Annotated in this window: 22 protein-coding genes; 17 read left to right on the plus strand and 5 right to left on the minus strand. The window is 52.5% G+C overall.

Annotated features, from left to right (window positions below; all coding sequences use genetic code 11):
• Window positions 1–133: 133 nt before the first annotated feature.
• Entirely contained in the window at window positions 134–733 is a 600-nt protein-coding gene (yfbR, locus tag ACVXHP_RS23065) for a 5'-deoxynucleotidase (RefSeq protein ID WP_447572236.1), read from the minus strand.
• Between the two features lie 97 nt (window positions 734–830).
• Window positions 831–2048 (minus strand): alanine transaminase AlaA, encoded by a 1218-nt coding sequence (alaA, locus tag ACVXHP_RS23070; protein WP_005129483.1) that lies wholly within the window; start codon window positions 2046–2048, stop codon window positions 831–833.
• A gap of 926 nt (window positions 2049–2974) precedes the next feature.
• Between alaA and lrhA the strand changes: the two genes are divergently transcribed.
• The 14 genes from lrhA to nuoN all read left to right on the plus strand — a co-directional run bounded on the left by lrhA (window position 2975) and on the right by nuoN (window position 19499).
• Window positions 2975–3913, plus strand: coding sequence for a transcriptional regulator LrhA (gene lrhA, locus ACVXHP_RS23075; RefSeq protein ID WP_200005655.1), 939 nt, complete (start codon window positions 2975–2977; stop codon window positions 3911–3913).
• A 627-nt stretch (window positions 3914–4540) separates the two neighbouring features.
• The gene (nuoA, locus tag ACVXHP_RS23080) at window positions 4541–4984 is read left to right on the plus strand and encodes an NADH-quinone oxidoreductase subunit NuoA (RefSeq protein ID WP_003028077.1); all 444 of its coding nucleotides are present in this window, start codon (window positions 4541–4543) and stop codon (window positions 4982–4984) included.
• Between the two features lie 15 nt (window positions 4985–4999).
• Window positions 5000–5662 (plus strand): NADH-quinone oxidoreductase subunit NuoB, encoded by a 663-nt coding sequence (gene nuoB / locus ACVXHP_RS23085; protein ID WP_003028075.1) that lies wholly within the window; start codon window positions 5000–5002, stop codon window positions 5660–5662.
• Window positions 5663–5747: 85 nt separating this feature from the next.
• Window positions 5748–7550: an NADH-quinone oxidoreductase subunit C/D gene (nuoC, locus tag ACVXHP_RS23090; protein ID WP_447572237.1), complete on the plus strand. Its 1803-nt coding sequence runs from the start codon at window positions 5748–5750 to the stop codon at window positions 7548–7550.
• A 2-nt stretch (window positions 7551–7552) separates the two neighbouring features.
• Window positions 7553–8053 (plus strand): NADH-quinone oxidoreductase subunit NuoE, encoded by a 501-nt coding sequence (gene nuoE / locus ACVXHP_RS23095; protein WP_006683660.1) that lies wholly within the window; start codon window positions 7553–7555, stop codon window positions 8051–8053.
• Window positions 8050–9387: an NADH-quinone oxidoreductase subunit NuoF gene (gene nuoF, locus ACVXHP_RS23100; protein WP_003839356.1), complete on the plus strand. Its 1338-nt coding sequence runs from the start codon at window positions 8050–8052 to the stop codon at window positions 9385–9387. The genes nuoE and nuoF overlap by 4 nt, the downstream gene beginning before the upstream one ends.
• Before the next feature lie 81 nt (window positions 9388–9468).
• A complete protein-coding gene (nuoG, locus tag ACVXHP_RS23105; protein ID WP_447572238.1) occupies window positions 9469–12195 on the plus strand; it encodes an NADH-quinone oxidoreductase subunit NuoG in 2727 nt (908 codons plus the stop codon).
• Window positions 12192–13169 (plus strand): NADH-quinone oxidoreductase subunit NuoH, encoded by a 978-nt coding sequence (gene nuoH, locus ACVXHP_RS23110; RefSeq protein WP_003028063.1) that lies wholly within the window; start codon window positions 12192–12194, stop codon window positions 13167–13169. Before nuoG ends, nuoH begins: the two co-directional genes overlap by 4 nt.
• Window positions 13170–13183: 14 nt before the next feature.
• Window positions 13184–13726 carry an NADH-quinone oxidoreductase subunit NuoI gene (nuoI, locus tag ACVXHP_RS23115; protein WP_003028062.1) on the plus strand — a complete coding sequence of 181 codons (543 nt, stop codon included), beginning with the start codon at window positions 13184–13186 and terminating at the stop codon, window positions 13724–13726.
• Between the two features lie 11 nt (window positions 13727–13737).
• On the plus strand, window positions 13738–14292 hold the full coding sequence (nuoJ, locus tag ACVXHP_RS23120) for an NADH-quinone oxidoreductase subunit J (protein WP_042307097.1): 555 nt from the start codon (window positions 13738–13740) through the stop codon (window positions 14290–14292).
• Window positions 14289–14591 (plus strand): NADH-quinone oxidoreductase subunit NuoK, encoded by a 303-nt coding sequence (nuoK, locus tag ACVXHP_RS23125; protein WP_006683663.1) that lies wholly within the window; start codon window positions 14289–14291, stop codon window positions 14589–14591. Before nuoJ ends, nuoK begins: the two co-directional genes overlap by 4 nt.
• Entirely contained in the window at window positions 14588–16429 is a 1842-nt protein-coding gene (gene nuoL, locus ACVXHP_RS23130; protein ID WP_200005659.1) for an NADH-quinone oxidoreductase subunit L, read from the plus strand. The genes nuoK and nuoL overlap by 4 nt, the downstream gene beginning before the upstream one ends.
• A 76-nt stretch (window positions 16430–16505) precedes the next feature.
• Complete coding sequence (nuoM, locus tag ACVXHP_RS23135) at window positions 16506–18035, plus strand: NADH-quinone oxidoreductase subunit M (RefSeq protein WP_003027692.1); 1530 nt, start codon at window positions 16506–16508, stop codon at window positions 18033–18035.
• Window positions 18036–18041: 6 nt separating this feature from the next.
• Window positions 18042–19499: an NADH-quinone oxidoreductase subunit NuoN gene (nuoN, locus tag ACVXHP_RS23140; protein WP_137384155.1), complete on the plus strand. Its 1458-nt coding sequence runs from the start codon at window positions 18042–18044 to the stop codon at window positions 19497–19499.
• A gap of 55 nt (window positions 19500–19554) precedes the next feature.
• Here nuoN and ACVXHP_RS23145 read toward each other — a convergent pair whose 3' ends face one another.
• From ACVXHP_RS23145 to rbn, 3 genes are all read right to left on the minus strand, one after another.
• Window positions 19555–20991 carry a hypothetical protein gene (locus ACVXHP_RS23145; RefSeq protein WP_447572239.1) on the minus strand — a complete coding sequence of 479 codons (1437 nt, stop codon included), beginning with the start codon at window positions 20989–20991 and terminating at the stop codon, window positions 19555–19557.
• Between the two features lie 192 nt (window positions 20992–21183).
• A complete protein-coding gene (locus tag ACVXHP_RS23150; protein WP_316129705.1) occupies window positions 21184–22188 on the minus strand; it encodes a chemotaxis protein in 1005 nt (334 codons plus the stop codon).
• A 64-nt stretch (window positions 22189–22252) separates the two neighbouring features.
• On the minus strand, window positions 22253–23170 hold the full coding sequence (gene rbn / locus ACVXHP_RS23155) for a ribonuclease BN (RefSeq protein WP_200005663.1): 918 nt from the start codon (window positions 23168–23170) through the stop codon (window positions 22253–22255).
• Between the two features lie 67 nt (window positions 23171–23237).
• Here rbn and ACVXHP_RS23160 point away from each other — a divergent pair, with 67 nt between their 5' ends.
• The 3 genes from ACVXHP_RS23160 to menF all read left to right on the plus strand — a co-directional run bounded on the left by ACVXHP_RS23160 (window position 23238) and on the right by menF (window position 25471).
• Window positions 23238–23699: a GNAT family N-acetyltransferase gene (locus tag ACVXHP_RS23160; protein WP_447572240.1), complete on the plus strand. Its 462-nt coding sequence runs from the start codon at window positions 23238–23240 to the stop codon at window positions 23697–23699.
• A 63-nt stretch (window positions 23700–23762) separates the two neighbouring features.
• Window positions 23763–24068, plus strand: coding sequence for a stress response protein ElaB (gene elaB, locus ACVXHP_RS23165; protein WP_006683669.1), 306 nt, complete (start codon window positions 23763–23765; stop codon window positions 24066–24068).
• Between the two features lie 104 nt (window positions 24069–24172).
• A complete protein-coding gene (gene menF, locus ACVXHP_RS23170; protein WP_447572241.1) occupies window positions 24173–25471 on the plus strand; it encodes an isochorismate synthase MenF in 1299 nt (432 codons plus the stop codon).
• Window positions 25472–25497: the final 26 nt, after the last annotated feature.

The following is a 25497-nucleotide window of genomic DNA, read 5'->3' on the forward strand; positions in this document are numbered from 1 at the left end:
CGGCGCTGTGACTGGTCGTGCCTGCAATCCGTAACCGCGAAACGTGAAAAGGCTTGCAGGCAATAACAGTATCTACGGATATCACGCGACTTGTAGGCCGGATAAGACGCTCGCCGCCATCCGGCAAAATCGTTTAAAGCGGTGAATCCTGGCTAATTTCATCCAGAGAAAGATGGAAGCTCGGGACAAATACGTCCATAAAGTAGTCCATCTCTTCGCTGCGCCGCGACTCCAGCGTTTTTTCCAGTCTCGTTTTCGCCAACAAGAACTCATTATTGCCCGCCGAAAGTTCCTCCAGACACTTCAGATAGGCGCACAGCGCATCGGCCTGTTTGACGATAGATTTCTCTTCTTCGCTGTAAGCATGTTCATCAATCAGCGGAGCAAAAATATCGCGCAACTCGTCGGGAACCATATCGACCAGCTTTTGCTGGGCAATTTTCTCTATCGCTTTATATTCCTGGGCTATTTGCGAGTTGAAGTATTTTACCGGGGTAGGGAGGTCACCGGTCAGTACCTCTGAAGCGTCATGGTACATTGCCAACAGGGCAATGCGCTCTGCATTAAGCTGACCATCAAATTTACGGTTTTTGATCGCCGCCAGCGCATGGGCGACCATGGCAACTTGCAAACTATGCTCGGACACATTTTCGGTGCGCACGTTGCGCATGAGCGGCCAGCGGTTAATGAGCTTTAAGCGGGAGAGGTGGGCAAAAAAATGGCTCTGCTTCATAACGACCCTTATATGATGGCAACCTGAGAGTCATTGTGCGCAGAGAAGGCTGTCAGATGCAAATACTCGTCATACTGATCCAACAGCCCGTGTTTAATTAAAGTTGATGATACCCTGACAGGAAGCGCTCAAATTTACTCAGCGACATTTCGATATCGTCAATGCGCGGGAGCGTGACGATGCGGAAATGATCCGGCCACGGCCAGTTGAACGCCGTCCCCTGAACCAGCAGCACTTTTTCCTGCAACAGGAAGTCGAGCACCATTTTCTGGTCGTCATGAATGTTGAAGCGTTTAGCGTCGATTTTCGGGAACATATACAGCGCGCCGCGCGGTTTCACACAGGAGACGCCGGGAATATCATTGAGTAACTCCCAGGCACGGTTGCGTTGTTCATACAGGCGCCCGCCAGGCATGATAAATTCACTGATGCTCTGGTATCCGCCCAGTGCGGTCTGAATCGCATGTTGCGCCGGAACGTTGGCGCATAAGCGCATCGAGGCCAGCATCTCAAGACCTTCGATGTACCCTTTGGCATGTTTCTTCGGCCCATTCAGCACCATCCAGCCCTGACGGAAACCGGCAACGCGATAGGTTTTTGACAGGCCGTTGAAGGTGATAGTCAGCAGGTCCGGAGCCATTGCGGCGATCGAGTGGTGTTCAGCATCATCGTAGAGAATTTTGTCGTAAATCTCATCCGCAAAAATGATGAGATTGTTCTGGCGAGCAATTTCAACAATCTCCATCAGCAGCTCTTTGGAATAAACAGCGCCGGTTGGGTTGTTGGGGTTAATGATGACGATCCCACGCGTACGCGGGGTAATTTTGGCGCGAATGTCGTCCAGATCCGGGAACCAGTCAGATGATTCGTCACACAGGTAGTGCACGGCATTACCGCCGGAGAGCGATACCGCCGCCGTCCACAGCGGGTAATCAGGTGCCGGAACGAGCATCTCGTCCCCACTGTTCAGCAATGCCTGCATCGCCTGCACAATCAATTCGGAAACGCCATTACCGATATAGATATCTTCCACGGTTACATCGCGCATCCCGCGGGCCTGGTAATGCTGCATGATCGCTTTACGGGCTGAATAAAGACCTTTTGAGTCGCAATATCCTTGCGCTGTTGGCAAATTGCGGATCACATCAACCAGAATTTCATCTGGCGCTTCAAACCCAAATGGCGCTGGGTTGCCGATGTTCAGTTTCAGAACTTTATTGCCTTCTTCTTCCAGGCGCTTTGCTTCCTTCAGAACCGGGCCGCGAATGTCATAACAGACGTTTTCTAATTTGCTGGATTTTTCAATGGGGGACATGAACGTTGACCTTTTTAGCTGTGAATGCCACTCCCTGCCATGGAAGTCAGCCCAGCACAATGTACTCCCACGACGGTAAGTTTTGAAGGGTCTTTGGTAGAAGATTTTGAAAATCTATGAAGTTATAATTAACTGTTAATATCTAAATAAATCAATTATCACAGAATAATAATCTAAGAAAATGTATTTTATAGGTTGTGTGTTTTGCTCGTTGGGTTTTGGTGTGGTGGTTTGTCTGGTCAAAAAAACTTAAGTCTGGAAAGCAATAGGTAACCGATACTTAAGCGGTATGACGTCATTCGAAAATACTGAGGTTTTATCTGCGAGGGCTGTTATCGGCCTGATCCGTGCGTGGTACGGTGTGAATTCATTGTTAAGCATAATTAATGAATTGAGGGATTCTTAATTAATTATTATTTAATATTTAAATCGCATTAAATTGAATGGCCTAATAATACGAAAACCGCAGCTCTGACATAACGCCTTGTTACCTCGAATTATTCGCGATAACACTTATAAATATAGTGGTTTTAGGTTAAGATAAGTCTCATGAAATGGTGCGTAGTAAGAATTTTACGATAATTCAAATGTTTGTTGGTTGTTCCTAACGTACTGAAAAGTTAGTTTTTAATGTGTAAATTATTGTTCGTTAACTTTTTTTAAATTTACAAAATTTACATGTTTTCCATTAGTCAGAATCATCCAGCAGCTAAAAATATGGCCCTTTCTCGTTGCTATATTCCGATGAGTGTCACGGTTATTATATAGCGTAGAAAGAGAATTGTTTCGTTTGTTAAACCAAATACATCCTTATTTTCACTTGGTTACACTAAGCGAAACTGCAAGGAAGGCAGATAACAAATGGAGTTGTTTGATTCTGAATGCACAGCATTAACCCGGTATGACCCGCGAGTAAGTGAAAAACTATGATAAATGCAAATCGTCCGATAATTAACCTCGACCTCGATCTGCTGAGAACCTTCGTTGCTGTTGCCGACCTGAATACCTTCGCGGCTGCGGCAGCTGCGGTATGTCGCACTCAGTCTGCGGTGAGTCAGCAAATGCAGCGTCTTGAGCAACTCGTGGGGAAAGAGTTGTTCGCGCGCCATGGACGCAACAAACTGCTGACCGAACATGGTATACAGCTGTTGGGTTACGCCAGAAAAATCTTGCGTTTTAATGATGAGGCATGCTCATCATTAATGTTTAACAATCTTCAGGGAGTGTTAACTATCGGAGCTTCTGATGAATCTGCCGATACTATACTGCCTTTCCTGCTCAACCGTATAAGCTCGGTTTATCCGAAGCTTGCATTGGATGTGAGGGTCAAGCGCAACGCCTATATGGTGGATATGCTGAAGTCGCAAGAAGTGGATTTGGTGGTAACGACTAACCGTCCGGGCGATTTTGAATGTCTGAATCTGCGCACTTCACCGACGCACTGGTATTGTGCGGCCGAATATATCCTGCAAAAAGGTGAGCCGGTCCCGTTGGTTTTGTTGGACGATCCGAGCCCGTTCCGCGATATGGTGTTGGCAACGCTGAATGCTGCGCAGATCCCGTGGCGCTTAGCCTATGTTGCGTCAACATTGCCTGCGGTTCGTGCTGCGGTCAAAGCAGGTCTGGGCGTCACTGCGCGTCCCGTTGAAATGATGAGTCCTGATTTGCGCGTACTGGGCGCGGCGGACGGATTACCGCCATTGCCTGATACAGAGTATCTGTTGTGCTGCGATCCGACTACGAAAAATGAATTAGCTCAGGTTATCTTTAACTCGATGCAGACTTATCAAAATCCTTGGCAATACAATCAGTTTACCCCCGAAGGGGGAGATGATTCGCTCCTTGTTGAAGGCGACTTCGAGTAACGCGTCACAAAAAACGTTTTAAAATGTAAGTGTAAAAAAAGAGCCGCTAATGATGAAAAAACATTCAGCGGCTCTTTTTTTATGCAAATAACATTGGTTTATGTCATTTGCTATACTAAAACTTAACAAAATCAGTGGGTAAAAAAACAGCCTGCAAATAGGGTGAAAAATAATCAGCAGAGGTGTTAATTGTTTCCATGTTAAAAAACTAGAGAAATTGTTGCTGTTTTTTATGGTGAATTAACAAAAGCGTGTCACAGATCAAGAAAATACTCCCATTTAGGGGGAGGCATTAGTGTGAATTCCTGTCAAAATAGACGTGTATTATCTTTTTTACTTCACTACGGACACGATTCAACAACATTAAAAAAGACCGATGATGCGATCGAAATGGGTCTAAACAGCACTTTATGTTAATGACGTTGGAACAGTGTAAAATAATGTGAGGAAACTTTTGTTAAAGTTGACAAAAGGTTATAGAAAGGAGTAAAAAACCCCATCAATTGGCTGTATAAATTGGTTTTCTACAGTGATTGTAAGGTTTTTTTTATTCCTCCCCATGAATCGATGTGGCGTTCATCTGCCGAAAAGAGCAGAGAATTTGGCGCTACTTTTGATGAGTAAGCAATGAGTATGTCAACATCCACTGAAATCATCGCTCATCACTGGGCATTCGCTATCTTTCTTATTGTCGCCATTGGCCTGTGCTGCCTGATGCTCGTCGGCGGCTGGTTTTTAGGTGGTCGCGCGCGCGCGAGATCTAAAAACGTGCCGTTTGAATCAGGTATCGACTCGGTCGGCACCGCCCGCTTGCGCCTGTCTGCCAAGTTTTATCTGGTAGCCATGTTCTTCGTTATCTTCGACGTTGAAGCGCTGTATCTGTTCGCATGGTCAACATCTATCCGTGAAAGCGGTTGGATTGGCTTTGTGGAAGCTGCAATTTTTATTTTTGTGTTACTGGCTGGTCTGGTTTATCTGGTGCGTATTGGCGCGCTGGACTGGACGCCCGCGCGTTCACGCCGCGAGCGTATGAACCCGGAAACGAACAGTATCGCTAATCGTCAACGCTAACCGCGAGGCATTAAGATGGATTATACGCTCACCCGCATAGATCCTAACGGTGAGAACGACCGTTACCCCCTGCAAAAACAGGAGATCGTAACCGACCCCCTGGAGCAAGAAGTTAATAAAAACGTGTTCATGGGCAAGCTCCATGACATGGTTAACTGGGGCCGTAAAAACTCAATTTGGCCATATAACTTTGGCCTTTCCTGCTGCTACGTTGAGATGGTGACCTCGTTTACCGCCGTGCACGATGTGGCCCGTTTTGGTGCGGAAGTACTGCGCGCCTCGCCGCGTCAGGCTGACCTGATGGTCGTGGCTGGAACCTGCTTTACCAAAATGGCACCGGTTATTCAGCGCCTCTACGATCAGATGCTGGAACCAAAATGGGTTATTTCCATGGGCGCATGCGCCAACTCCGGCGGTATGTACGACATCTATTCTGTGGTGCAGGGCGTTGATAAATTTATTCCGGTCGATGTGTACATCCCGGGATGCCCGCCGCGTCCAGAAGCGTATATGCAGGCTCTGATGCTGCTGCAGGACTCCATTGGCAAAGAACGCCGTCCGCTCTCCTGGGTGGTTGGCGATCAGGGCGTTTATCGCGCCAATATGCAGTCAGAACGCGAGCGTAAACGCGGCGAACGTATTGCTGTAACGAATCTTCGTACACCAGACGAGATTTAATTTGCGCCTGTCGGCAGCAGCCCTTCCTTCGCTTATCACTACATAAATAGCGCGAAGCACTGCCGACTACCACGGACCATTTGCAATGGTGAACAATATGACCGACTTAACCGCGCAAGACGCTGTATGGCAAACACGGGATCACCTTGATGACCCGGTCATTGGCGAACTGCGCAACCATTTTGGGCCGGATGCCTTTACCGTTCAGGCGACTCGCACCGGGGTACCCGTTGTTTGGGTCAAGCGTGAACAATTACTGGAAGTTGGCGATTTCTTAAAGAGACTGCCAAAACCTTACGTCATGCTGTTTGACTTACACGGCATGGACGAACGTCTGCGTACGCACCGCGAAGGGTTACCTGCCGCGGATTTTTCCGTTTTCTATCACCTGATTTCCATTGAACGCAATCGCGATATCATGCTCAAGGTGGCTTTGTCTGAAAACGATCTGCGCGTACCGACGTTCACCAAACTGTTCCCGAACGCCAACTGGTATGAGCGTGAAACCTGGGAAATGTTTGGCATTGATATCGAAGGTCACCCGCACCTGACGCGCCTGCTGATGCCGCATACCTGGCAAGGCCACCCGCTGCGTAAAGACTACCCGGCGCGTGCGACCGAATTCGATCCGTTTGAGCTGACCAAAGCCAAACAGGATCTGGAAATGGAATCGCTGACCTTCAAACCGGAAGATTGGGGCATGAAGCGTAGCACCGAAAACGAGGACTTCATGTTCCTCAACCTCGGTCCTAACCACCCGTCTTCTCACGGTGCGTTCCGTATTGTGCTGCAGCTTGATGGCGAAGAAATCGTCGACTGTGTACCTGACATCGGCTACCACCACCGTGGCGCTGAAAAGATGGGTGAACGTCAGTCCTGGCACAGCTACATTCCGTACACTGACCGTATCGAATACCTCGGCGGCTGCGTCAACGAAATGCCTTACGTGCTGGCCGTTGAGAAACTGGCGGGCATCACCACGCCGGATCGCGTCAACGTGATTCGCGTGATGTTGTCTGAACTGTTCCGCATCAACAGCCACCTGCTGTACATCTCCACGTTTATTCAGGACGTCGGCGCGATGACGCCGGTCTTTTTCGCCTTTACCGACCGTCAGAAAATCTATGACGTCGTAGAAGCGATTACCGGTTTCCGTATGCACCCGGCCTGGTTCCGTATCGGCGGTGTCGCACACGATCTGCCGCGCGGCTGGGACAAACTGCTGCGTGACTTCCTCGACTGGATGCCAAAACGTCTGGATTCCTACGAGAAAGCCGCACTGCGTAACACCATCCTGAAAGGTCGTTCCCAGGGCGTTGCCGCCTATGGCAAGAAAGAAGCGCTGGACTGGGGTTGTACCGGTGCTGCGCTGCGTGCGACCGGTATTGATTTCGACGTGCGTAAAGCCCGTCCATACTCTGGCTACGAAAACTTTGACTTTGAAGTTCCGGTTGGCGGTGGCGTGTCCGACTGCTATACCCGCGTAATGCTGAAAGTTGAAGAGCTGCGCCAGAGTCTGCGCATCCTTGAGCAGTGCCTCAACAACATGCCGGAAGGCCCGTTCAAAGCGGATCACCCGCTGACTACGCCGCCGCCGAAAGAGCGCACGCTGCAACATATCGAAACCCTGATCACCCACTTCCTGCAGGTTTCGTGGGGACCGGTTATGCCGGCAAACGAGTCCTTCCAGATGGTGGAAGCGACCAAGGGTATCAACAGTTACTACCTGACCAGCGATGGCAGCACCATGAGTTACCGTACTCGTATCCGTACCCCGAGCTATGCGCACCTGCAGCAGATCCCGGTAGCGGTACGCGGCAGCCTGGTGTCCGACCTTATCGTCCATCTGGGTAGTATTGATTTTGTTATGTCAGATGTGGACCGCTAATTATGCACGAGAATCAACAACCACAAACCGAGGCTTTTGAGCTGAGTGCGGCTGAGCGTGAAGCGATTGAGCACGAGAAGCACCACTACGAAGACCCGCGTGCGGCGTCCATTGAAGCGCTGAAAATCGTTCAGAAGCAGCGTGGCTGGGTGCCGGATGGGGCGATCTATGCGATCGCGGATGTGCTGGGTATCCCGGCGAGCGACGTAGAAGGTGTTGCCACGTTCTATAGCCAGATCTTCCGCCAGCCGGTAGGTCGCCACGTGATCCGCTATTGCGACAGCGTGGTGTGCCATATCAACGGTTATCAGGGGATCCAGGCGGCGCTGGAGAAAAAACTCAACATCAAGCCGGGGCAGACGACCTTTGACGGTCGCTTTACGCTGCTGCCGACCTGCTGCCTGGGGAACTGCGATAAAGGGCCGAACATGATGATCGATGACGATACTCATGCTCACCTGACCCCGGAAGGCATTCCTGAACTGCTGGAGCGGTATAAATGAAAGACATTATCCGTACTCCCGAAACACATCCGCTGACCTGGCGTCTGCGTGATGACAAACAGCCGGTCTGGCTGGACGAATACCGTAGCAAAAACGGTTACGAAGGTGCGCGTAAGGCCCTGACCGGCCTGTCACCGGACGAAATCGTCAATCAGGTAAAAGACGCTGGCCTGAAAGGGCGCGGCGGCGCGGGCTTTTCCACCGGTCTGAAGTGGAGCCTGATGCCGAAAGACGAATCCATGAACATCCGTTACCTGCTGTGTAACGCCGATGAAATGGAACCGGGCACCTATAAAGACCGCCTGCTGATGGAACAGCTGCCGCACCTGCTGGTGGAAGGCATGCTGATTTCCGCGTTTGCGCTGAAAGCATACCGTGGTTACATCTTCCTGCGCGGTGAATATATCGAGGCGGCTGTGCATCTGCGCCGTGCGATCGCCGAAGCCACCGAAGCCGGCCTGCTTGGCAAAAACATCATGGGCACCGGTTTCGACTTCGAACTGTTTGTCCACACCGGGGCAGGGCGTTACATCTGCGGTGAAGAAACCGCGCTGATTAACTCCCTCGAAGGTCGTCGCGCTAACCCGCGCTCCAAGCCGCCGTTCCCGGCAAGCTCTGGCGCATGGGGTAAGCCGACCTGCGTAAACAACGTCGAAACGCTGTGTAACGTACCGGCAATCCTCGCCAACGGCGTGGAGTGGTACCAGAACATCTCGAAGAGCAAAGATGCGGGCACCAAGCTGATGGGCTTCTCCGGTCGCGTGAAGAACCCTGGCCTGTGGGAACTGCCGTTTGGCACCACCGCGCGTGAGATCCTCGAAGACTACGCGGGCGGTATGCGTGATGGCCTGAAATTCAAGGCCTGGCAGCCGGGCGGCGCGGGAACTGACTTCCTGACCGAAGCGCATCTCGACCTGCCGATGGAGTTCGAAAGCATCGGTAAAGCGGGCAGCCGTCTGGGTACCGCGCTGGCAATGGCCGTTGACCACGAGATTGGCATGGTACCGCTGGTGCGTAACCTCGAAGAGTTCTTTGCCCGCGAGTCCTGCGGCTGGTGTACGCCGTGCCGTGACGGTCTGCCGTGGAGCGTAAAAATTCTGCGTGCGCTGGAGCGTGGCGAAGGCCAGCCTGGGGATATCGAGACACTTGAGCAACTGTGTCGTTTCCTCGGCCCGGGTAAAACCTTCTGTGCACACGCACCGGGCGCGGTGGAGCCGCTACAGAGCGCCATTAAATATTTCCGCGAAGAATTCGAAGCTGGCATCAAGCAGACCTTCAGCAATACCCACGCTATTGGTGGTATTCAGCCGAACCTGCTGAAAGAGCGCTGGTAATTGCAGGTTAACCCCTGCATCGCGATAAGTAATTCGATTAACGCTTAGTCACTGACTAAGCCAACTGGAAGCATGCTGACTATGGCTACGATTCATGTAGACGGCAAAGAATATGAGGTCAACGGAGCGGACAACCTGCTGGAAGCTTGTCTGTCTCTCGGCCTTGATATTCCGTACTTTTGCTGGCACCCGGCGCTGGGCAGCGTCGGTGCTTGCCGCCAGTGTGCGGTGAAGCAATATCAAAACGCGGAAGATACGCGTGGTCGCCTGGTGATGTCTTGTATGACACCAGCCACCGAAGGCACCTTTATTTCAATTGATGACGAAGAAGCGAAACAGTTCCGCGAAAGCGTTGTGGAGTGGTTGATGACTAACCACCCGCACGACTGTCCGGTCTGCGAAGAGGGCGGTAACTGCCACCTGCAGGATATGACCGTCATGACCGGTCATAGCTTCCGTCGCTTTCGTTTCACGAAGCGTACGCACCGCAACCAGGATCTGGGGCCGTTCATCTCTCACGAAATGAACCGCTGCATCGCCTGCTATCGCTGCGTACGTTACTACAAAGATTACGCCGATGGTGCGGATCTGGGCGTGTATGGCGCGCATGACAACGTCTACTTCGGTCGCCCGGAAGACGGTACGCTGGAAAGCGAATTCTCCGGTAACCTGGTCGAGATTTGCCCGACCGGCGTTTTCACCGATAAAACGCACTCCGAGCGCTACAACCGTAAGTGGGACATGCAGTTTGCGCCGAGCATCTGCCAGCAGTGTTCCATTGGCTGTAATACCAGTCCGGGCGAGCGCTATGGTGAACTGCGTCGTATCGAAAACCGCTACAACGGTACCGTTAACCACTACTTCCTCTGCGACCGTGGTCGTTTTGGCTATGGTTACGTGAACCTGAAAGACCGTCCGCGTCAGCCGGTACAGCGTCGTGGCGATGACCTGATCACGCTCAACGCCGAACAGGCGATGCAGGGCGCGGCGGATATTCTGCGCCAGTCGAAGAAAGTGATTGGTATCGGCTCCCCGCGCGCCAGCGTTGAAAGCAACTTCGCACTGCGTGAACTGGTCGGGGCGGATAACTTCTATACCGGTATCGCCCAGGGTGAGCAGGAACGTCTGCAGCTGGCGCTGAGCGTGCTGCGTGACGGCGGTATTCATACCCCGGCACTGCGCGAAATCGAGTCTTACGATGCGGTTCTGGTGCTGGGCGAAGACGTCACCCAGACCGGCGCGCGCGTTGCACTGGCGGTGCGTCAGGCGGTGAAAGGTAAAGCACGCGAAATGGCGGCGGCGCAGAAAGTGGCCGACTGGCAGATTGCGGCCATCCTTAACATTGGCCAGCGTGCTAAGCACCCGCTGTTTGTGACTAACGTCGATAACACCCGTCTGGATGACATCGCTGCATGGACCTACCGTGCGCCGGTTGAAGATCAGGCGCGTTTAGGTTTCGCTATCGCCCACGCGCTGGATAACAACGCCCCGGCGGTTGACGGTATCGATCGTGACCTGCAGAACAAAATTGACGTGATCGTTCAGGCATTAGCCGGAGCGAAGAAACCACTGATTATTTCCGGCACCAACGCCGGTAGCGCCGAAGTGATTCAGGCTGCTGCCAACGTGGCGAAGGCGCTGAAAGGTCGTGGCGCTGACGTCGGCATCACCATGATTGCGCGCTCTGTTAACAGCATGGGCCTGGGTATGATTGGCGGTGGTTCTCTTGACGACGCGCTGACCGAGCTGGAAACAGGTCGTGCTGACGCCGTCGTGGTGCTGGAAAATGACCTGCATCGCCATGCTTCAGCAACGCGTGTTAATGCCGCGCTGGCGAAAGCGCCGCTGGTACTGGTTGTTGACCATCAGCGCACGGCAATTATGGAAAACGCCCATCTGGTGCTTTCCGCCGCAAGCTTTGCCGAAAGCGATGGGACGGTGATTAACAACGAAGGCCGCGCGCAGCGCTTCTTCCAGGTCTATGACCCGTCATACTACGACAGCAACACCGTGATGCTGGAAAGCTGGCGCTGGCTGCACTCGCTGCACAGTACCGTGCAGAGCCGGGAAGTGGACTGGACGCAGCTCGACCACGTTATCGACGCGGTTGTTGAGAAGCTGCCGCAACTGGCTGGGATCAAAGATGCCGCACCGGATGCAAGCTTCCGTATCCGTGGACAGAAACTGGCGCGTGAGCCGCACCGCTACAGCGGTCGTACCGCAATGCGCGCCAACATCAGCGTCCATGAACCACGTCAGCCGCAGGACAAAGACACCATGTTCGCCTTCTCGATGGAAGGGAACAACCAGCCGTCTGCGCCGCGTTCACAAATTCCTTTTGCCTGGGCTCCGGGCTGGAACTCCCCACAGGCGTGGAACAAGTTCCAGGATGAAGTGGGCGGTAAACTGCGTCATGGCGATCCGGGCGTGCGTCTGATTGAAGCCTCTGCTGGCGGTATGGATTACTTCACTACCGTTCCGGCGAGCTTCGAGGCTCAGGATGGTCAGTGGCGTATCGCGCCGTACTACCATCTGTTTGGCAGCGACGAATTGTCCCAGCGTGCGCCGGTCTTCCAGACCCGTATGCCGCAGCCGTACATCAAACTTAACCCGGCAGACGCCGCGAAATTGGGTGTTAATGCCGGTACCCGCGTTTCTTTCAGCTACGATGGCAATACGGTCACGCTGCCGGTTGAAATCGCTGAAGGATTAACGGCAGGGCAGGTTGGTTTACCGATGGGTATGCCTGGCATCGCGCCGGTTCTGGCAGGTGCGCGTCTTGAGGATCTGCAGGAGGCACAGCAATGAGTTGGATTACACCCGATCTGATTGAGATCCTGCTGAGCATTCTCAAAGCGGTGGTGATTCTGCTGGTGGTGGTCACCTGCGGGGCATTCATGAGCTTTGGCGAACGTCGTCTGCTGGGTCTGTTCCAGAACCGTTACGGACCGAACCGTGTTGGCTGGGGCGGTTCGCTCCAACTGGTTGCGGACATGATCAAGATGTTCTTTAAAGAAGACTGGATCCCAAAATTCTCGGATCGTGTCATCTTTACCCTGGCGCCGATGATCGCCTTTACCTCGCTGCTGCTGGCTTTCGCCATCGTGCCGGTGAGTCCAAACTGGGTCGTGGCTGACCTGAACATCGGCATCCTGTTCTTCCTGATGATGGCTGGTCTCGCGGTATACGCGGTACTGTTCGCCGGTTGGTCGAGCAACAACAAATACTCGCTGCTGGGGGCGATGCGTGCTTCTGCGCAGACGCTGAGCTACGAAGTGTTCCTCGGACTGTCCCTGATGGGCGTGGTGGCGCAAGCCGGTTCATTCAACATGACCGACATCGTCAATAACCAGGCTGATATCTGGAACGTTATTCCGCAGTTCTTTGGTTTTGTCACCTTTGCTATCGCGGGCGTGGCGGTGTGTCACCGTCACCCGTTTGACCAGCCAGAAGCCGAGCAGGAACTGGCCGACGGTTACCACATTGAATATTCCGGTATGAAATTCGGTCTGTTCTTCGTGGGCGAGTACATCGGTATCGTCACCATTTCTGCACTGATGGTTACCCTGTTCTTCGGTGGCTGGCATGGCCCGTTCTTACCGCCATTCGTCTGGTTCGCGCTGAAAACCGCGTTCTTCATGATGATGTTCATTTTGATTCGTGCGTCGTTACCGCGTCCTCGTTATGACCAGGTAATGTCCTTCGGCTGGAAAGTCTGTCTGCCGCTGACGCTCGTCAACTTGTTGGTAACGGCGGCTGTCATTCTGTGGCAGGCGCAATAAGGGACACAAAGACCATGACCTTAAAAGAATTGTTCGTAGGTTTCGGCACCCAGGTACGTAGTATCTGGATGATCGGCCTGCATGCGTTCGCGAAACGCGAAACGCAGATGTATCCGGAAGAGCCGGTCTATCTACCGCCCCGTTTTCGTGGTCGTATCGTTCTGACCCGCGATCCGGACGGTGAAGAGCGCTGCGTTGCCTGTAACCTGTGTGCGGTAGCGTGTCCGGTAGGCTGTATCTCTCTGCAAAAAGCCGAGACCAAAGACGGCCGCTGGTATCCGGAGTTTTTCCGCATTAACTTCTCACGCTGCATTTTCTGCGGCCTGTGCGAAGAAGCCTGTCCGACAACGGCTATTCAGCTGACTCCAGATTTCGAGCTGGGTGAGTACAAGCGCCAGGACCTGGTTTACGAGAAAGAGGATCTGCTGATCTCCGGTCCGGGCAAATACCCGGAATATAACTTCTACCGGATGGCAGGTATGGCAATCGACGGCAAAGATAAGGGCGAAGCAGAGAACGAAGCCAAGCCTATCGACGTCAAGAGCCTGTTACCGTAAGGAGAGGGGCAATGGAGTTCGCTTTTTATATCTGTGGCCTGATAGCCATTCTCGCAACCTTGCGGGTGATCACCCACACCAATCCGGTACACGCACTGCTGTATCTGATTATTTCGCTGCTGGCGATTTCCGGGGTGTTCTTCTCGTTAGGCGCTTACTTCGCCGGTGCGCTGGAAATTATCGTCTACGCGGGTGCCATCATGGTGCTGTTCGTGTTCGTGGTAATGATGCTCAACCTCGGTGGCTCTGAAATTGAACAGGAACGCCAATGGCTGAAACCGCAGGTGTGGATTGGTCCGGCGATTCTGTCGGCCATCATGCTGGTGGTGATTGTGTACGCCATTCTGGGTGTTAACGATCAGGGCATCGACGGGACGCCAATTAGCGCGAAAGCAGTCGGTATTACCCTGTTCGGACCGTATGTACTGGCGGTCGAACTGGCTTCGATGCTGCTGCTGGCGGGCCTGGTTGTGGCCTTCCACGTTGGTCGCGAAGAGCGTTCAGGTGAAGTGTTGAGCAATCGCACCGATGACCGTGCGAAAAGAAAAACGGAGGAGCACGCATGATCCCCTTACAACATGGACTGATCCTCGCGGCTGTCTTATTCGTGCTGGGCTTAACCGGTCTGGTTATCCGCCGCAATCTGCTGTTTATGCTGATTGGGCTGGAAATCATGATTAACGCCTCCGCGCTGGCCTTTGTGGTCGCCGGAAGCTACTGGGGCCAGACCGATGGTCAGGTGATGTACATTCTCGCCATCAGCCTTGCGGCTGCGGAAGCGAGCATTGGACTTGCGCTGTTGCTGCAACTTCATCGCCGTCGCCAGAACCTGAACATCGATTCAGTAAGTGAGATGCGTGGATGAACATGCTTGCCTTAACCATAATTCTGCCATTTATTGGCTTTGTATTGCTGGCATTCTCTCGCGGTCGTTGGTCAGAAAATCTGTCCGCTACCGTGGGCGTTGGCTCTATTGGCCTGGCTGCGCTGGTGACGGCGTTTGTTGGCGTTGACTTCTTTGCTAATGGTCAACAAGCCTACAGCCAGCCGCTGTGGACGTGGATGTCTGTCGGTGACTTCAACATCGGCTTCAACCTGGTGCTGGACGGCCTGTCGCTGACTATGCTCAGCGTGGTAACCGGCGTCGGTTTCCTGATCCACATGTTCGCCTCCTGGTATATGCGCGGAGAAGAGGGCTACTCTCGTTTCTTCGCTTACACCAACCTGTTTATCGCCAGCATGGTGGTTCTGGTACTGGCGGATAACCTGCTGCTGATGTACCTCGGTTGGGAAGGTGTGGGCCTGTGTTCCTATCTGCTGATCGGTTTCTATTACACCGATCCGAAGAATGGCGCTGCGGCAATGAAAGCCTTCGTGGTGACCCGTGTCGGTGACGTGTTCCTCGCCTTCGCGCTGTTCATCCTCTACAACGAGCTGGGCACGTTGAACTTCCGCGAGATGGTCGAACTGGCACCTGCGCACTTCGAAGCGGGTAACAACATGCTGATGTGGGCAACCCTGATGCTGCTGGGTGGTGCGGTAGGTAAATCCGCGCAGCTGCCGTTGCAGACTTGGCTTGCTGATGCGATGGCCGGCCCGACGCCTGTCTCCGCGCTGATCCACGCCGCGACGATGGTTACCGCCGGTGTCTACCTGATTGCACGTACCCACGGTCTGTTCCTGATGACCCCGGAAATCCTGCATCTGGTGGGGATTATCGGTGCAATCACGCTGGTGCTGGCGGGTTTTGCCGCGCTGGTACAGACCGACATCAAACGCGTTCTCGCTTACTCCACCATGAGCCAGATTGGCTACATGTTCCTGGCGCTCGGCGTTCAGGCATGGGATGCGGCGATTTTCCACCTGATGACGCACGCCTTCTTTAAAGCGCTGCTGTTCCTGGCGTCCGGCTCGGTTATCCTGGCCTGCCATCACGAACAGAACATCTTCAAGATGGGCGGCCTGCGTAAGTCTATTCCGCTGGTGTATCTCTGCTTCCTGATTGGTGGCGCGGCGCTGTCGGCTCTGCCGCTGATCACCGCGGGCTTCTTCAGTAAGGATGAGATTCTGGCCGGTGCGATGGCGAACGGTCATATCAATCTGATGGTTGCAGGTCTGGTCGGTGCGTTTATGACCTCGCTGTACACCTTCCGTATGATTTTCATCGTGTTCCACGGTAAAGAACAAATTCACGCTCACGCCGGGAAGGGGATTACCCATCATCTGCCGCTGATTGTGCTGATGATCCTGTCTACCTTTGTTGGCGCGCTGATTGTGCCGCCGCTGCAGGGCGTACTGCCTGCAACGACCGAACTTGAGCATGGTCGCGTCATGACGCTGGAAATTACCTCCGGCATCGTAGCGATTGCGGGCATCCTGATCGCCGCGTGGCTGTGGCTGGGTAAACGTACGCTGGTGACGTCGATTGCCAACAGTGCGCCGGGCCGCCTGCTGGGTACCTGGTGGTATAACGCATGGGGCTTCGACTGGCTGTACGACAAAGTGTTCGTTAAGCCGTTCCTTGGCGTTGCCTGGCTGCTGAAAAGCGATCCGCTTAACGCCCTGATGAACATTCCGGCGATCCTTTCCCGCTTTGCAGGTAAAGGCCTGCTGTTAAGCGAGAACGGTTATCTGCGCTGGTATGTGGCATCAATGAGCATTGGCGCTGTCGTTGTGCTGGCACTGTTGATGGTACTGCGTTGATCGTAAAGTGAATTTTATCCAAATTCGTTGAAAATCAGGCCTCTGTCAGAGGCCTTAAAAAGGAATAAAAATCGCCATGTTACTACCCTGGCTAATATTGATTCCCTTTATCGGTGGCTTCCTGTGCTGGCAGACCGAACGCTTTGGCGTGAAGGTGCCGCGCTGGATCGCGCTGATTACCATGGGACTGACGCTGGCGCTTGGCCTGCAACTGTGGTTGCAGGGCGGCTATTCACTGACGCAATCCGCGGGTATTCCGCAGTGGCAGTCTGAGTTTGTTCTGCCGTGGATCCCACGCTTTGGCATCTCTATCCATTTAGCAATCGACGGCTTGTCGCTGCTGATGGTGGTGCTGACCGGTCTGCTCGGTGTTCTGGCGGTCCTTTGCTCCTGGAATGAAATCGAAAAATACCAGGGCTTCTTCCACCTGAACCTGATGTGGATTCTGGGCGGCGTCATCGGCGTGTTCCTGGCCATCGACATGTTCCTGTTCTTCTTCTTCTGGGAAATGATGCTGGTGCCGATGTACTTCCTGATCGCGCTGTGGGGGCATAAAGCCTCTGACGGTAAAACGCGTATCACGGCGGCAACCAAGTTCTTCATTTACACCCAGGCGAGTGGTCTGGTGATGTTGATTGCCATCCTGGCGCTGGTGTTTGTGCACTATAAAGCGACCGGCGTGTGGACCTTCAACTATGAAGAGCTGCTGAACACCCCGATGTCCCACGGCGTGGAATATCTGCTGATGCTGGGCTTCTTCATCGCCTTCGCGGTGAAAATGCCGGTGGTTCCGCTGCATGGCTGGTTACCGGATGCGCACTCCCAGGCACCGACCGCAGGTTCCGTTGACCTTGCGGGGATCTTGCTGAAAACCGCAGCCTACGGTCTGCTGCGTTTCTCCCTGCCGCTGTTCCCGAACGCGTCGGCGGAGTTTGCGCCTATCGCAATGTGGCTTGGCGTAATCGGTATCTTCTACGGCGCGTGGATGGCCTTCAATCAGTACGACATCAAACGTCTGATTGCCTACACCTCCGTATCCCACATGGGCTTCGTGCTGATTGCTATCTACACCGGCAGCCAACTGGCTTACCAGGGCGCGGTTATCCAGATGATCGCGCACGGTCTGTCCGCAGCCGGTCTGTTCATCCTGTGTGGTCAGCTGTACGAACGTCTGCACACGCGTGACATGCGTATGATGGGCGGTCTGTGGGGCAAAATGAAATGGTTGCCTGCGCTGTCCATGTTCTTCGCAGTATGTACGCTGGGTATGCCGGGTACAGGTAACTTCGTTGGCGAATTTATGATTCTGTTCGGCAGCTACCAGGTGGTTCCGGTCATTACCGTGATCTCGACCTTTGGTCTGGTGTTTGCCTCTGTATACTCGCTGGCGATGCTGCATCGCGCTTACTTTGGTAAGGCGAAGAGCCAGATTGCCAGTGTAGAACTGCCAGGGATGTCGCTGCGTGAGCTGTTTATCATCCTGTTGCTGGTCGTGCTTCTGGTACTGCTTGGCTTCTATCCGCAGCCGATTCTGGATACCTCGCATTCTGCGATGAGCAACATCCAGCAGTGGTTTGTTAATTCCGTTACTACTACAAGGCCGTAAATCGCCATGACAATAACTCCACAACACCTGATTGCGCTGCTACCGCTGCTGATCGTCGGCTTGACGGTGGTGGTTGTGATGCTCTCCATTGCGTGGCGACGCAATCACTTCCTCAATGCCACGCTGTCGGTCATTGGGCTTAACGCCGCGCTGGTTTCGCTCTGGTTTGTTGGCCAGGCGGGCGCCATGGACGTCACCCCGCTGATGCGGGTTGACGGTTTCGCCATGCTCTACACCGGGCTGGTGCTGCTGGCGAGTCTTGCCACCTGTACCTTTGCTTACCCGTGGCTGGAAGGCTACGACGACAACCGGGAAGAGTTTTACCTGCTGGTGTTGATTGCCGCGCTCGGCGGTATTCTGCTGGCAAATGCTAACCATCTGGCGGCGCTGTTCCTCGGTATCGAACTGATTTCTCTACCGCTGTTTGGTCTGGTTGGCTATGCGTTCCGTCAGAAACGTTCGCTGGAAGCCAGTATCAAATACACCATTCTGTCTGCCGCAGCGTCTTCCTTCCTGCTGTTCGGTATGGCGCTGGTGTACGCGCAGTCTGGCAACCTGTCGTTTGTTGCGCTCGGTAAGAGCCTTGGCGACGGCATGCTGCATGAACCGCTGCTGCTGGCGGGCTTCGGTCTGATGATTGTTGGCCTCGGCTTTAAACTCTCGCTGGTTCCGTTCCACCTGTGGACGCCAGACGTATACCAGGGTGCTCCGGCTCCGGTTTCTACCTTCCTGGCGACGGCGAGCAAAATCGCTATCTTCGGCGTGGTGATGCGTCTGTTCCTGTATGCGCCGGTTGGCGACAGCGAAGCGGTGCGTATCGTGCTGGGCATCATTGCCTTTGCTTCCATCATCTTCGGTAACCTGATGGCGCTGAGCCAGACCAACATTAAGCGTCTGCTCGGTTACTCCTCCATCTCTCACCTCGGCTATCTGCTGGTGGCGTTAATTGCCCTGCAGAGCGGGGAGATGTCGATGGAAGCGGTTGGCGTGTACCTGGCCGGTTATCTGTTCAGCAGCCTCGGCGCGTTCGGTGTGGTCAGCCTGATGTCCAGCCCGTACCGCGGCCCGGATGCAGATTCTCTGTTCTCCTACCGTGGTCTGTTCTGGCATCGTCCTATCCTCGCGGCAGTGATGACGGTGATGATGCTGTCTCTGGCGGGTATCCCGATGACGCTGGGCTTTATCGGTAAGTTCTATGTACTGGCGGTCGGTGTGCAGGCTAACCTGTGGTGGCTGGTTGCTGCCGTGGTGGTCGGTTCCGCGATTGGTTTGTACTACTACCTGCGCGTTGCCGTGAGCCTGTACCTGAGCGCTCCGCAACAGCTGAACCGCGATGCGCCGTCTAACTGGCAGTACAGCGCGGGCGGGATCGTGGTGCTGATTTCTGCTCTGTTGGTGCTGGTGCTGGGTATCTATCCGCAACCGCTGATCAGCATTGTGCAGTTAGCGACACCGCTGATGTAATACATCATGCTGTAAACAAAAGGAGTCTGGGCAATGTCCAGACTCTTTTTTTTATCTAGATAGTGATGCCATAGGCCTGAAGCTTCTGTATAAATTTAATCGCACCCTTAAAGTTTAAGTGATCGCCATCCTGAAAGTCGTGACGAGTAAAGTCCGGGTCACTACTCATGTCGATGAGTACAATATTTTTCTTATTGAATGTGATTTGTTGGTAAAATGAAAAAGCCTCATTGAGCATTTCTTTATCAATGTTTTCTATATACTTCTGCGGCTGAGGGGCGAATACTATATACATGGCGTATTTATTTATCTCGGTATTGTGGACCATTTTCTCGAGATTACGCGAATTTGATTTCAATGATTCCTTATAACGAAAAAGTTTTGAGTGATTGGTACCGCGCTGTATGCTGAGTTTATCCATTTCCTCTTCACACATTGAACTTTCATTTTTTTGTTCACCAATTAACGTATGAAAGTCAAAGTTGTGATATTTTTGGTTAACAATATCTGTTATCGCGGCTATTAACTTTGCTTCAGATATAAATAAATTTAACAGGTTTTTTTCAATGCTACTGCTAATTGATGCAGGTTGGTATATCTCATCATGATTGCTGGTGAAAATTTCTTCATCGTATTGAATGTATGGGATATTGTTTTTTTTGGCGAAAAATTTAAGCTCCTTAAATACGCCACTGTTAAAGGTGCTTTTACTTCTGGCTAATTCATGGTGTAAATCAAAGAAACTCGTGATATGAATATGGTTTTTTAACTGGCCACTCTGAGCCAGATGTTCAGTGATAGCCAGGGCAAAGGCAGTATCACCACTTTTAACGGACATATTGGCTGTACAGGTAGTCAATTGTGTTGGTACACCCCACCAGGCATAAGATGACCCCGTAACGACATTATCAATAATCTGTGTATTGTATTTGTTGTATTCATATTCCAGATACATGGCATACTTTTTGTTAGTCCCACAGTCCACCCGTAGTGGACTATAGTAGATGTAAGAGAAAACATTCGCACAGTCGAATTTTCTTCTTAAAATATGGCTTCCTTCATCATCATAGATGAGAATGTTAGTTGCATCATAGGTTGACGGATGGTTGATAGTCTGAATACAGAGTTCAACGTCAGCGGTGATGTCGATATGTACAAGTTGTGACTGAAAACGATCCGCGATAATGGTACTAAAACTGAGATAATGACTATGGGTGCCATAAAAGAAAATCTTATATTGCGCGGATTGCAGGAGCGTCATCCAGTATTCTGAAATTATAGGAAGAATAACCTCTACATCTTTTTCAGTGATATCTCTTGTCGTGAGCGGTATAAGGTTATTGATCAAGGTGACAGATTGTTCATTCTCCTCTATATGTTGCTGGCCTGCGATTAAAGTATTCTTAATATTGTCGATGTCTAAATTAAGTTTGTATTTGGCCAGAGATTTTGCATGTTTTTGGAGATCTTTAATGAAACGGTGTTTATCCACGTCACTGCCTGCTTAGAAATGTGAAAATCATGTAGGATAATTGTTGAGCGCTATTTTTTTACTCAACGGCTGGTATCTAAAAGCGGCAATTTTTAATGATAATTAAAGGGGGCATGGTAATGAGGTTATTTTTGCAGGGGAACGCCTCCCTTACTCGTTGGAGAGCCGCAGAGTAAGGGGGCAGGTTGAGCGTCAGGCCGAAAGCTGACGGCTCACCAGCGGACCGCTAATGTCTTTCGCTGCGCGCTCCATAACTTCCTGAATCACAGAAGAGAGCTCATTGACCTCAAATTTTGCCACGTAGCCATCAGCTTTAACCCGGCGAACATGATCTTCATTGGCGCTACCGGAAAGCGAGGAGTGGATAACCACCGGGATTTTCTTCAGGCGTTCGTCGGTCTTGATCTTACGGGTAAGCGTAAAACCGTCCATCTCGGGCATTTCCAGGTCGGTGAGCACCAGGGCTATCTTCTCGGTGATTGGCTTGCCTTCCGCTTGCGCTTCTGCGGAAAGCTGCTGGATTTTTTCCCACGCATCCTTACCTGTCACATGCATTTGATGCGGGATTTCCATGGCGTTAAGCCCTTTCTCCAGCATCGCGCGAGCGACTTTCGAATCTTCTGCCACAATAGCCACCGCACCCGGCGTGATATTGAATTTACTGGTTTTCAGGTCTGTCGCGCGTAAATCGTGATTGGACGGTACGATGTCGTAAAGGATCTGCTCAACGTCGAGTACCAACGCCAGGTTGTTAGTCTCTTTGTTGTCGTCCAGACAGGCGATACTGGTAATGTAGCGACCGTTGACGGCTTTCTCGGCGGTATGCACCTGTTGCCAGTCCAGACGCATAATGTTTTCCACTGACTCCACGGCAAACGCCTGTACGCTGCGGGCGTATTCCGTAATGAGCAGGATGTTAAGCCCGGTCTCTGGTTTACAGCCCGCCACCGCCGGCAGGTCAATCACCGGGATCACTTGATCGCGAATGTTCACCATACCTAACAGCGGAGCTTTCATTCCCGCCGGACGCGTAAAGGTCGGCATCGGCACGATTTCACGCAGTTTGAATACGTTGATGCCAAACAGCTCTGATTTCTGTTCCTCGACGGATTTGCCGAGGCGAAACAGCAGCAGTTCAAAACGGTTAGACAGGGTTAGGTTGGTCCTGTCATCAATATCTTTCTGGAAATTGTTCATCCTGTCCTCAGTGTGAAAGCCAGCCTTTTCACTGTTATCGGCACTGAGGCGAAAAAATAGAGCATTAAACGGTGAAAATGGCGAAATCGTGAGCCAGTTCAGTTGCCGGGAACAGCGCTCTGCACTCTTCGAGTAACCGCTGACAGCCTTTTTCATCGTAGCGTGAACTCACGTGGGTCATGATCAGACGTCCCACTCCGGCCTCACGCGCCAGCTTTGCAGCTTGTTGGGTCGAGCTGTGCCCGCGGCTGTTGGCCTTCTCCTCCATTGACGAGTCCAGCGTGGTTTCATGCACCATCACATCCACGCCTTTTGCCAGTTCAAGGGCACTTGCGCACGGGCCTGTATCGCCGAAAATCGCCACGGATTTTCCCCTGGTGGCCGGGGCAAGAAAGTCGGCACCGTTAATCGCGCGACCATCTTCCAGTACGATGGTTTTCCCGGCTTTCAAATCCTGGAACCACGGGCCGGATTTAACACCAGCCGCCTTCAGAGCGCTGGCGTCAAGTGCACCGGGTTTGTCGTGCTCTTCAATGCGAAAACCATAGCATTCCAGCGGATGTTCCAGTGGATATGCCGTTACCCTACGCAAGCCGTCATCGACGATTTCACCCGCGGTGATTTCCACAATATCCAGAGGATAATCAGTCCATGAACCGCTCAGACGCAATGCGGTTTCGGTAAATTCCCGTAATCCTTTTGGTCCGTAAAGCGTCAGTGGCTTCACGTTCCCGGCCATCGAACGACTGCACAACAGCCCAGGTAAACCAAACAGGTGGTCGCCATGCAGGTGGCTGATAAAGATACGGTCGAGCTTTCCCGGATTGAACGGCGTGGCGAGCATCTGATGCTGTGTTCCTTCGCCGCAATCAAAAAGCCACAGCCCCGGCTGAGTCGGGTGTTGCAGATTAAGTAAAATTGCCGTTACATTGCGTGAGCGGGTAGGAACTCCCGCTGACGTGCCTAAAAATAGTAATTCCATCTTTGCGTTACACTTTTCGCCATCAATAAGGCAGGGTGTTCAGGTTATCACAACAAAGGGGCAGACAATGATTCACTGGCAAGATCTCCACCATGCAAAGCTGAGTACACAAGAACTGTATGCCATTCTTCAGCTTCGCTGCGCGGTGTTTGTTGTTGAACAACAGTGTCCATATCAGGATGTGGATGGCGACGATCTGGCTGGAGAAAATCGGCACATTCTGGGCTGGCACAATGAGGAACTGGTGGCGTATGCGAGGATTCTGAAAAGCGACGACGATCTGGAGCCGGTGGTCATTGGCCGGGTGATTGTCAGCGAAGCACTGCGCGGCGCAAAACTGGGGCAACAGCTAATGACTCAGACGCTGGCATCCTGTGCGCAGCACTGGCCGCACAAGGCGCTGTATCTGGGGGCGCAGGCGCATCTGCAACCGTTTTATGCGCGCTTTGGTTTTATACCGGTGACGGATATTTATGACGAAGACGGGATTCCGCACATCGGGATGGCGCGAGAAGCACATCAGGCATAAACAGGCGCAAACGGTCCAGGTTGTCTATAGTTAGCGGATACGTCAATAGAAAGGGAGAATACAATGTCTTTTCAATCTTATGAATCACGTATCGATGATGATCTGGAACTACTGAGCGAAACGCTGGAAGAGGTGTTGCGTTCTTCCGGCGATCCGGCCGATCAAAAATATCTTGAGTTAAAAGCGAGGGCAGAGCGGGCGTTAGAAGAGGTGAGAAATCGCGTCAGCCATGCTTCTGACAATTATTATTTCCGCGCGAAAAAGGCCGTATGTCGGGCAGATGACTATGTGCATGAAAAGCCCTGGCGCGGAATCGGTGTTGGCGCCACGGTCGGTTTAGTGATGGGATTATTGTTAGCACGGCGATAAATTCCGCAACGTCAGCGCATTTGTTCGTACTCCCTAACTGGGGGTACTGCTTTTTCTGTTCAGTACCCCGTATAATAAGAGGTTTTTAACAGGGAGAGGTCCGCGTGCAATCAATCACTACTGCGCTGGAAGGTCTGATGCGTCATTTGTCGCAAGAGATACCGGTAGCACCTGGAATTCGTATTTACGACATACCTTTCCCTCTGAACGATGCGTTTGATGCTTTAGGATGGCTGGCCAGTCAACCCGTCTGGCCCCAGTTTTACTGGCAGCAGCGTAACGGCGACGAAGAAGCCGCTGTGCTGGGGGCTGTCGCCACATTTTCCTCGCTGGCATCCGCTCAGCAGTTTTTACGTCAGCACGACAATCAACCTGACCTGCGTATCTGGGGCCTCAATGCGTTCGAGCCCCAGCACGGCAATTTATTGTTACCGCGACTGGAATGGCGACGCTGCGCCGGGGTGGCAAGCTTACGGTTACACCTGTACAGCGATGTTTCGCTGCGTGAAGACGCCGCACGCGCGGTTGAATTTATCTCCACGCTGGCCAACGTTAAGCCGCTACCCGCGTTGCGTCTGAGTTTAACGGGAGAACAACACTGGCCTGATAAAGCCGGTTGGATAGACCTGATAAAACTTGCCACGCACACGATAAATGGGGAAGAACTCGACAAAGTTGTGCTGGCGCGAGCGACCGATTTACAGTTTTCACAGCCGGTGAATGCCGCTGCGGTAATGGCTTCCAGCCGTCGCCTAAACCTCAACTGCTACCATTTCTTTATGGCATTCTCTGCCGACTCTGCTTTTCTTGGCTCTTCCCCTGAACGTTTGTATCGGCGGCGCGACACGGCGCTGCGCACCGAAGCGCTGGCCGGAACCGTTGCCAATCACGCCGAGGATCATCGCGCCTGGCAGTTAGGCGACTGGTTGATGAAAGATGATAAAAACCAGCGCGAGAATATGCTGGTGGTCGAAGATATTTGCCAGCGGCTGCAAGGCTGTACGCAAACCCTTGATGTGCTCCCCCCGCAGGTGCTCAGACTGCGTAAGGTGCAGCATCTACGCCGTTGTATCTGGACGGAGCTGAATCAGGCCGACGATACGCTTTGCCTGATGCAACTCCAGCCTACGGCGGCCGTTGCAGGCATTCCGCGTGAGCTGGCACGCGTATTCATCCAGCAAAATGAACCCTTTGAACGCGAGTGGTATGCCGGCTCTGCGGGTTATCTTTCTCTGCGCCAAAGTGAATTCTGCGTATCATTGCGTTCGGCGAAAATTAACGCCAACGTGGTCCGCCTGTATGCCGGTGCGGGGATCGTGCGTGGTTCAGATCCTGAGCAAGAATGGCAAGAAATAGACAATAAAGCGGCAGGACTGCGCACTTTATTACAGATGGAAGGGTAATGAGTTGTATATTACCGACTCATATC

It is taken from the genome of Citrobacter freundii complex sp. 2025EL-00176, from assembly GCF_053309355.1.

Excerpts from the sequence above, each read along its gene's own strand:
- nuoM (WP_003027692.1), top strand. The coding sequence starts at position 16,506 with ATGTTACTACCCTGGCTAATATTGATTCCCTTTATCGGTGGCTTCCTG.
- yfbR (WP_447572236.1), bottom strand. The coding sequence starts at position 733 with ATGAAGCAGAGCCATTTTTTTGCCCACCTCTCCCGCTTAAAGCTCATT.
- alaA (WP_005129483.1), bottom strand. The coding sequence starts at position 2,048 with ATGTCCCCCATTGAAAAATCCAGCAAATTAGAAAACGTCTGTTATGAC.
- rbn (WP_200005663.1), bottom strand. The coding sequence starts at position 23,170 with ATGGAATTACTATTTTTAGGCACGTCAGCGGGAGTTCCTACCCGCTCA.
- ACVXHP_RS23150 (WP_316129705.1), bottom strand. The coding sequence starts at position 22,188 with ATGAACAATTTCCAGAAAGATATTGATGACAGGACCAACCTAACCCTG.
- nuoC (WP_447572237.1), top strand. The coding sequence starts at position 5,748 with ATGGTGAACAATATGACCGACTTAACCGCGCAAGACGCTGTATGGCAA.
- lrhA (WP_200005655.1), top strand. The coding sequence starts at position 2,975 with ATGATAAATGCAAATCGTCCGATAATTAACCTCGACCTCGATCTGCTG.
- nuoA (WP_003028077.1), top strand. The coding sequence starts at position 4,541 with ATGAGTATGTCAACATCCACTGAAATCATCGCTCATCACTGGGCATTC.
- nuoF (WP_003839356.1), top strand. The coding sequence starts at position 8,050 with ATGAAAGACATTATCCGTACTCCCGAAACACATCCGCTGACCTGGCGT.
- nuoL (WP_200005659.1), top strand. The coding sequence starts at position 14,588 with ATGAACATGCTTGCCTTAACCATAATTCTGCCATTTATTGGCTTTGTA.
- nuoE (WP_006683660.1), top strand. The coding sequence starts at position 7,553 with ATGCACGAGAATCAACAACCACAAACCGAGGCTTTTGAGCTGAGTGCG.
- elaB (WP_006683669.1), top strand. The coding sequence starts at position 23,763 with ATGTCTTTTCAATCTTATGAATCACGTATCGATGATGATCTGGAACTA.
- ACVXHP_RS23160 (WP_447572240.1), top strand. The coding sequence starts at position 23,238 with ATGATTCACTGGCAAGATCTCCACCATGCAAAGCTGAGTACACAAGAA.
- nuoH (WP_003028063.1), top strand. The coding sequence starts at position 12,192 with ATGAGTTGGATTACACCCGATCTGATTGAGATCCTGCTGAGCATTCTC.
- nuoG (WP_447572238.1), top strand. The coding sequence starts at position 9,469 with ATGGCTACGATTCATGTAGACGGCAAAGAATATGAGGTCAACGGAGCG.
- nuoB (WP_003028075.1), top strand. The coding sequence starts at position 5,000 with ATGGATTATACGCTCACCCGCATAGATCCTAACGGTGAGAACGACCGT.
- nuoN (WP_137384155.1), top strand. The coding sequence starts at position 18,042 with ATGACAATAACTCCACAACACCTGATTGCGCTGCTACCGCTGCTGATC.
- nuoK (WP_006683663.1), top strand. The coding sequence starts at position 14,289 with ATGATCCCCTTACAACATGGACTGATCCTCGCGGCTGTCTTATTCGTG.
- nuoI (WP_003028062.1), top strand. The coding sequence starts at position 13,184 with ATGACCTTAAAAGAATTGTTCGTAGGTTTCGGCACCCAGGTACGTAGT.
- nuoJ (WP_042307097.1), top strand. The coding sequence starts at position 13,738 with ATGGAGTTCGCTTTTTATATCTGTGGCCTGATAGCCATTCTCGCAACC.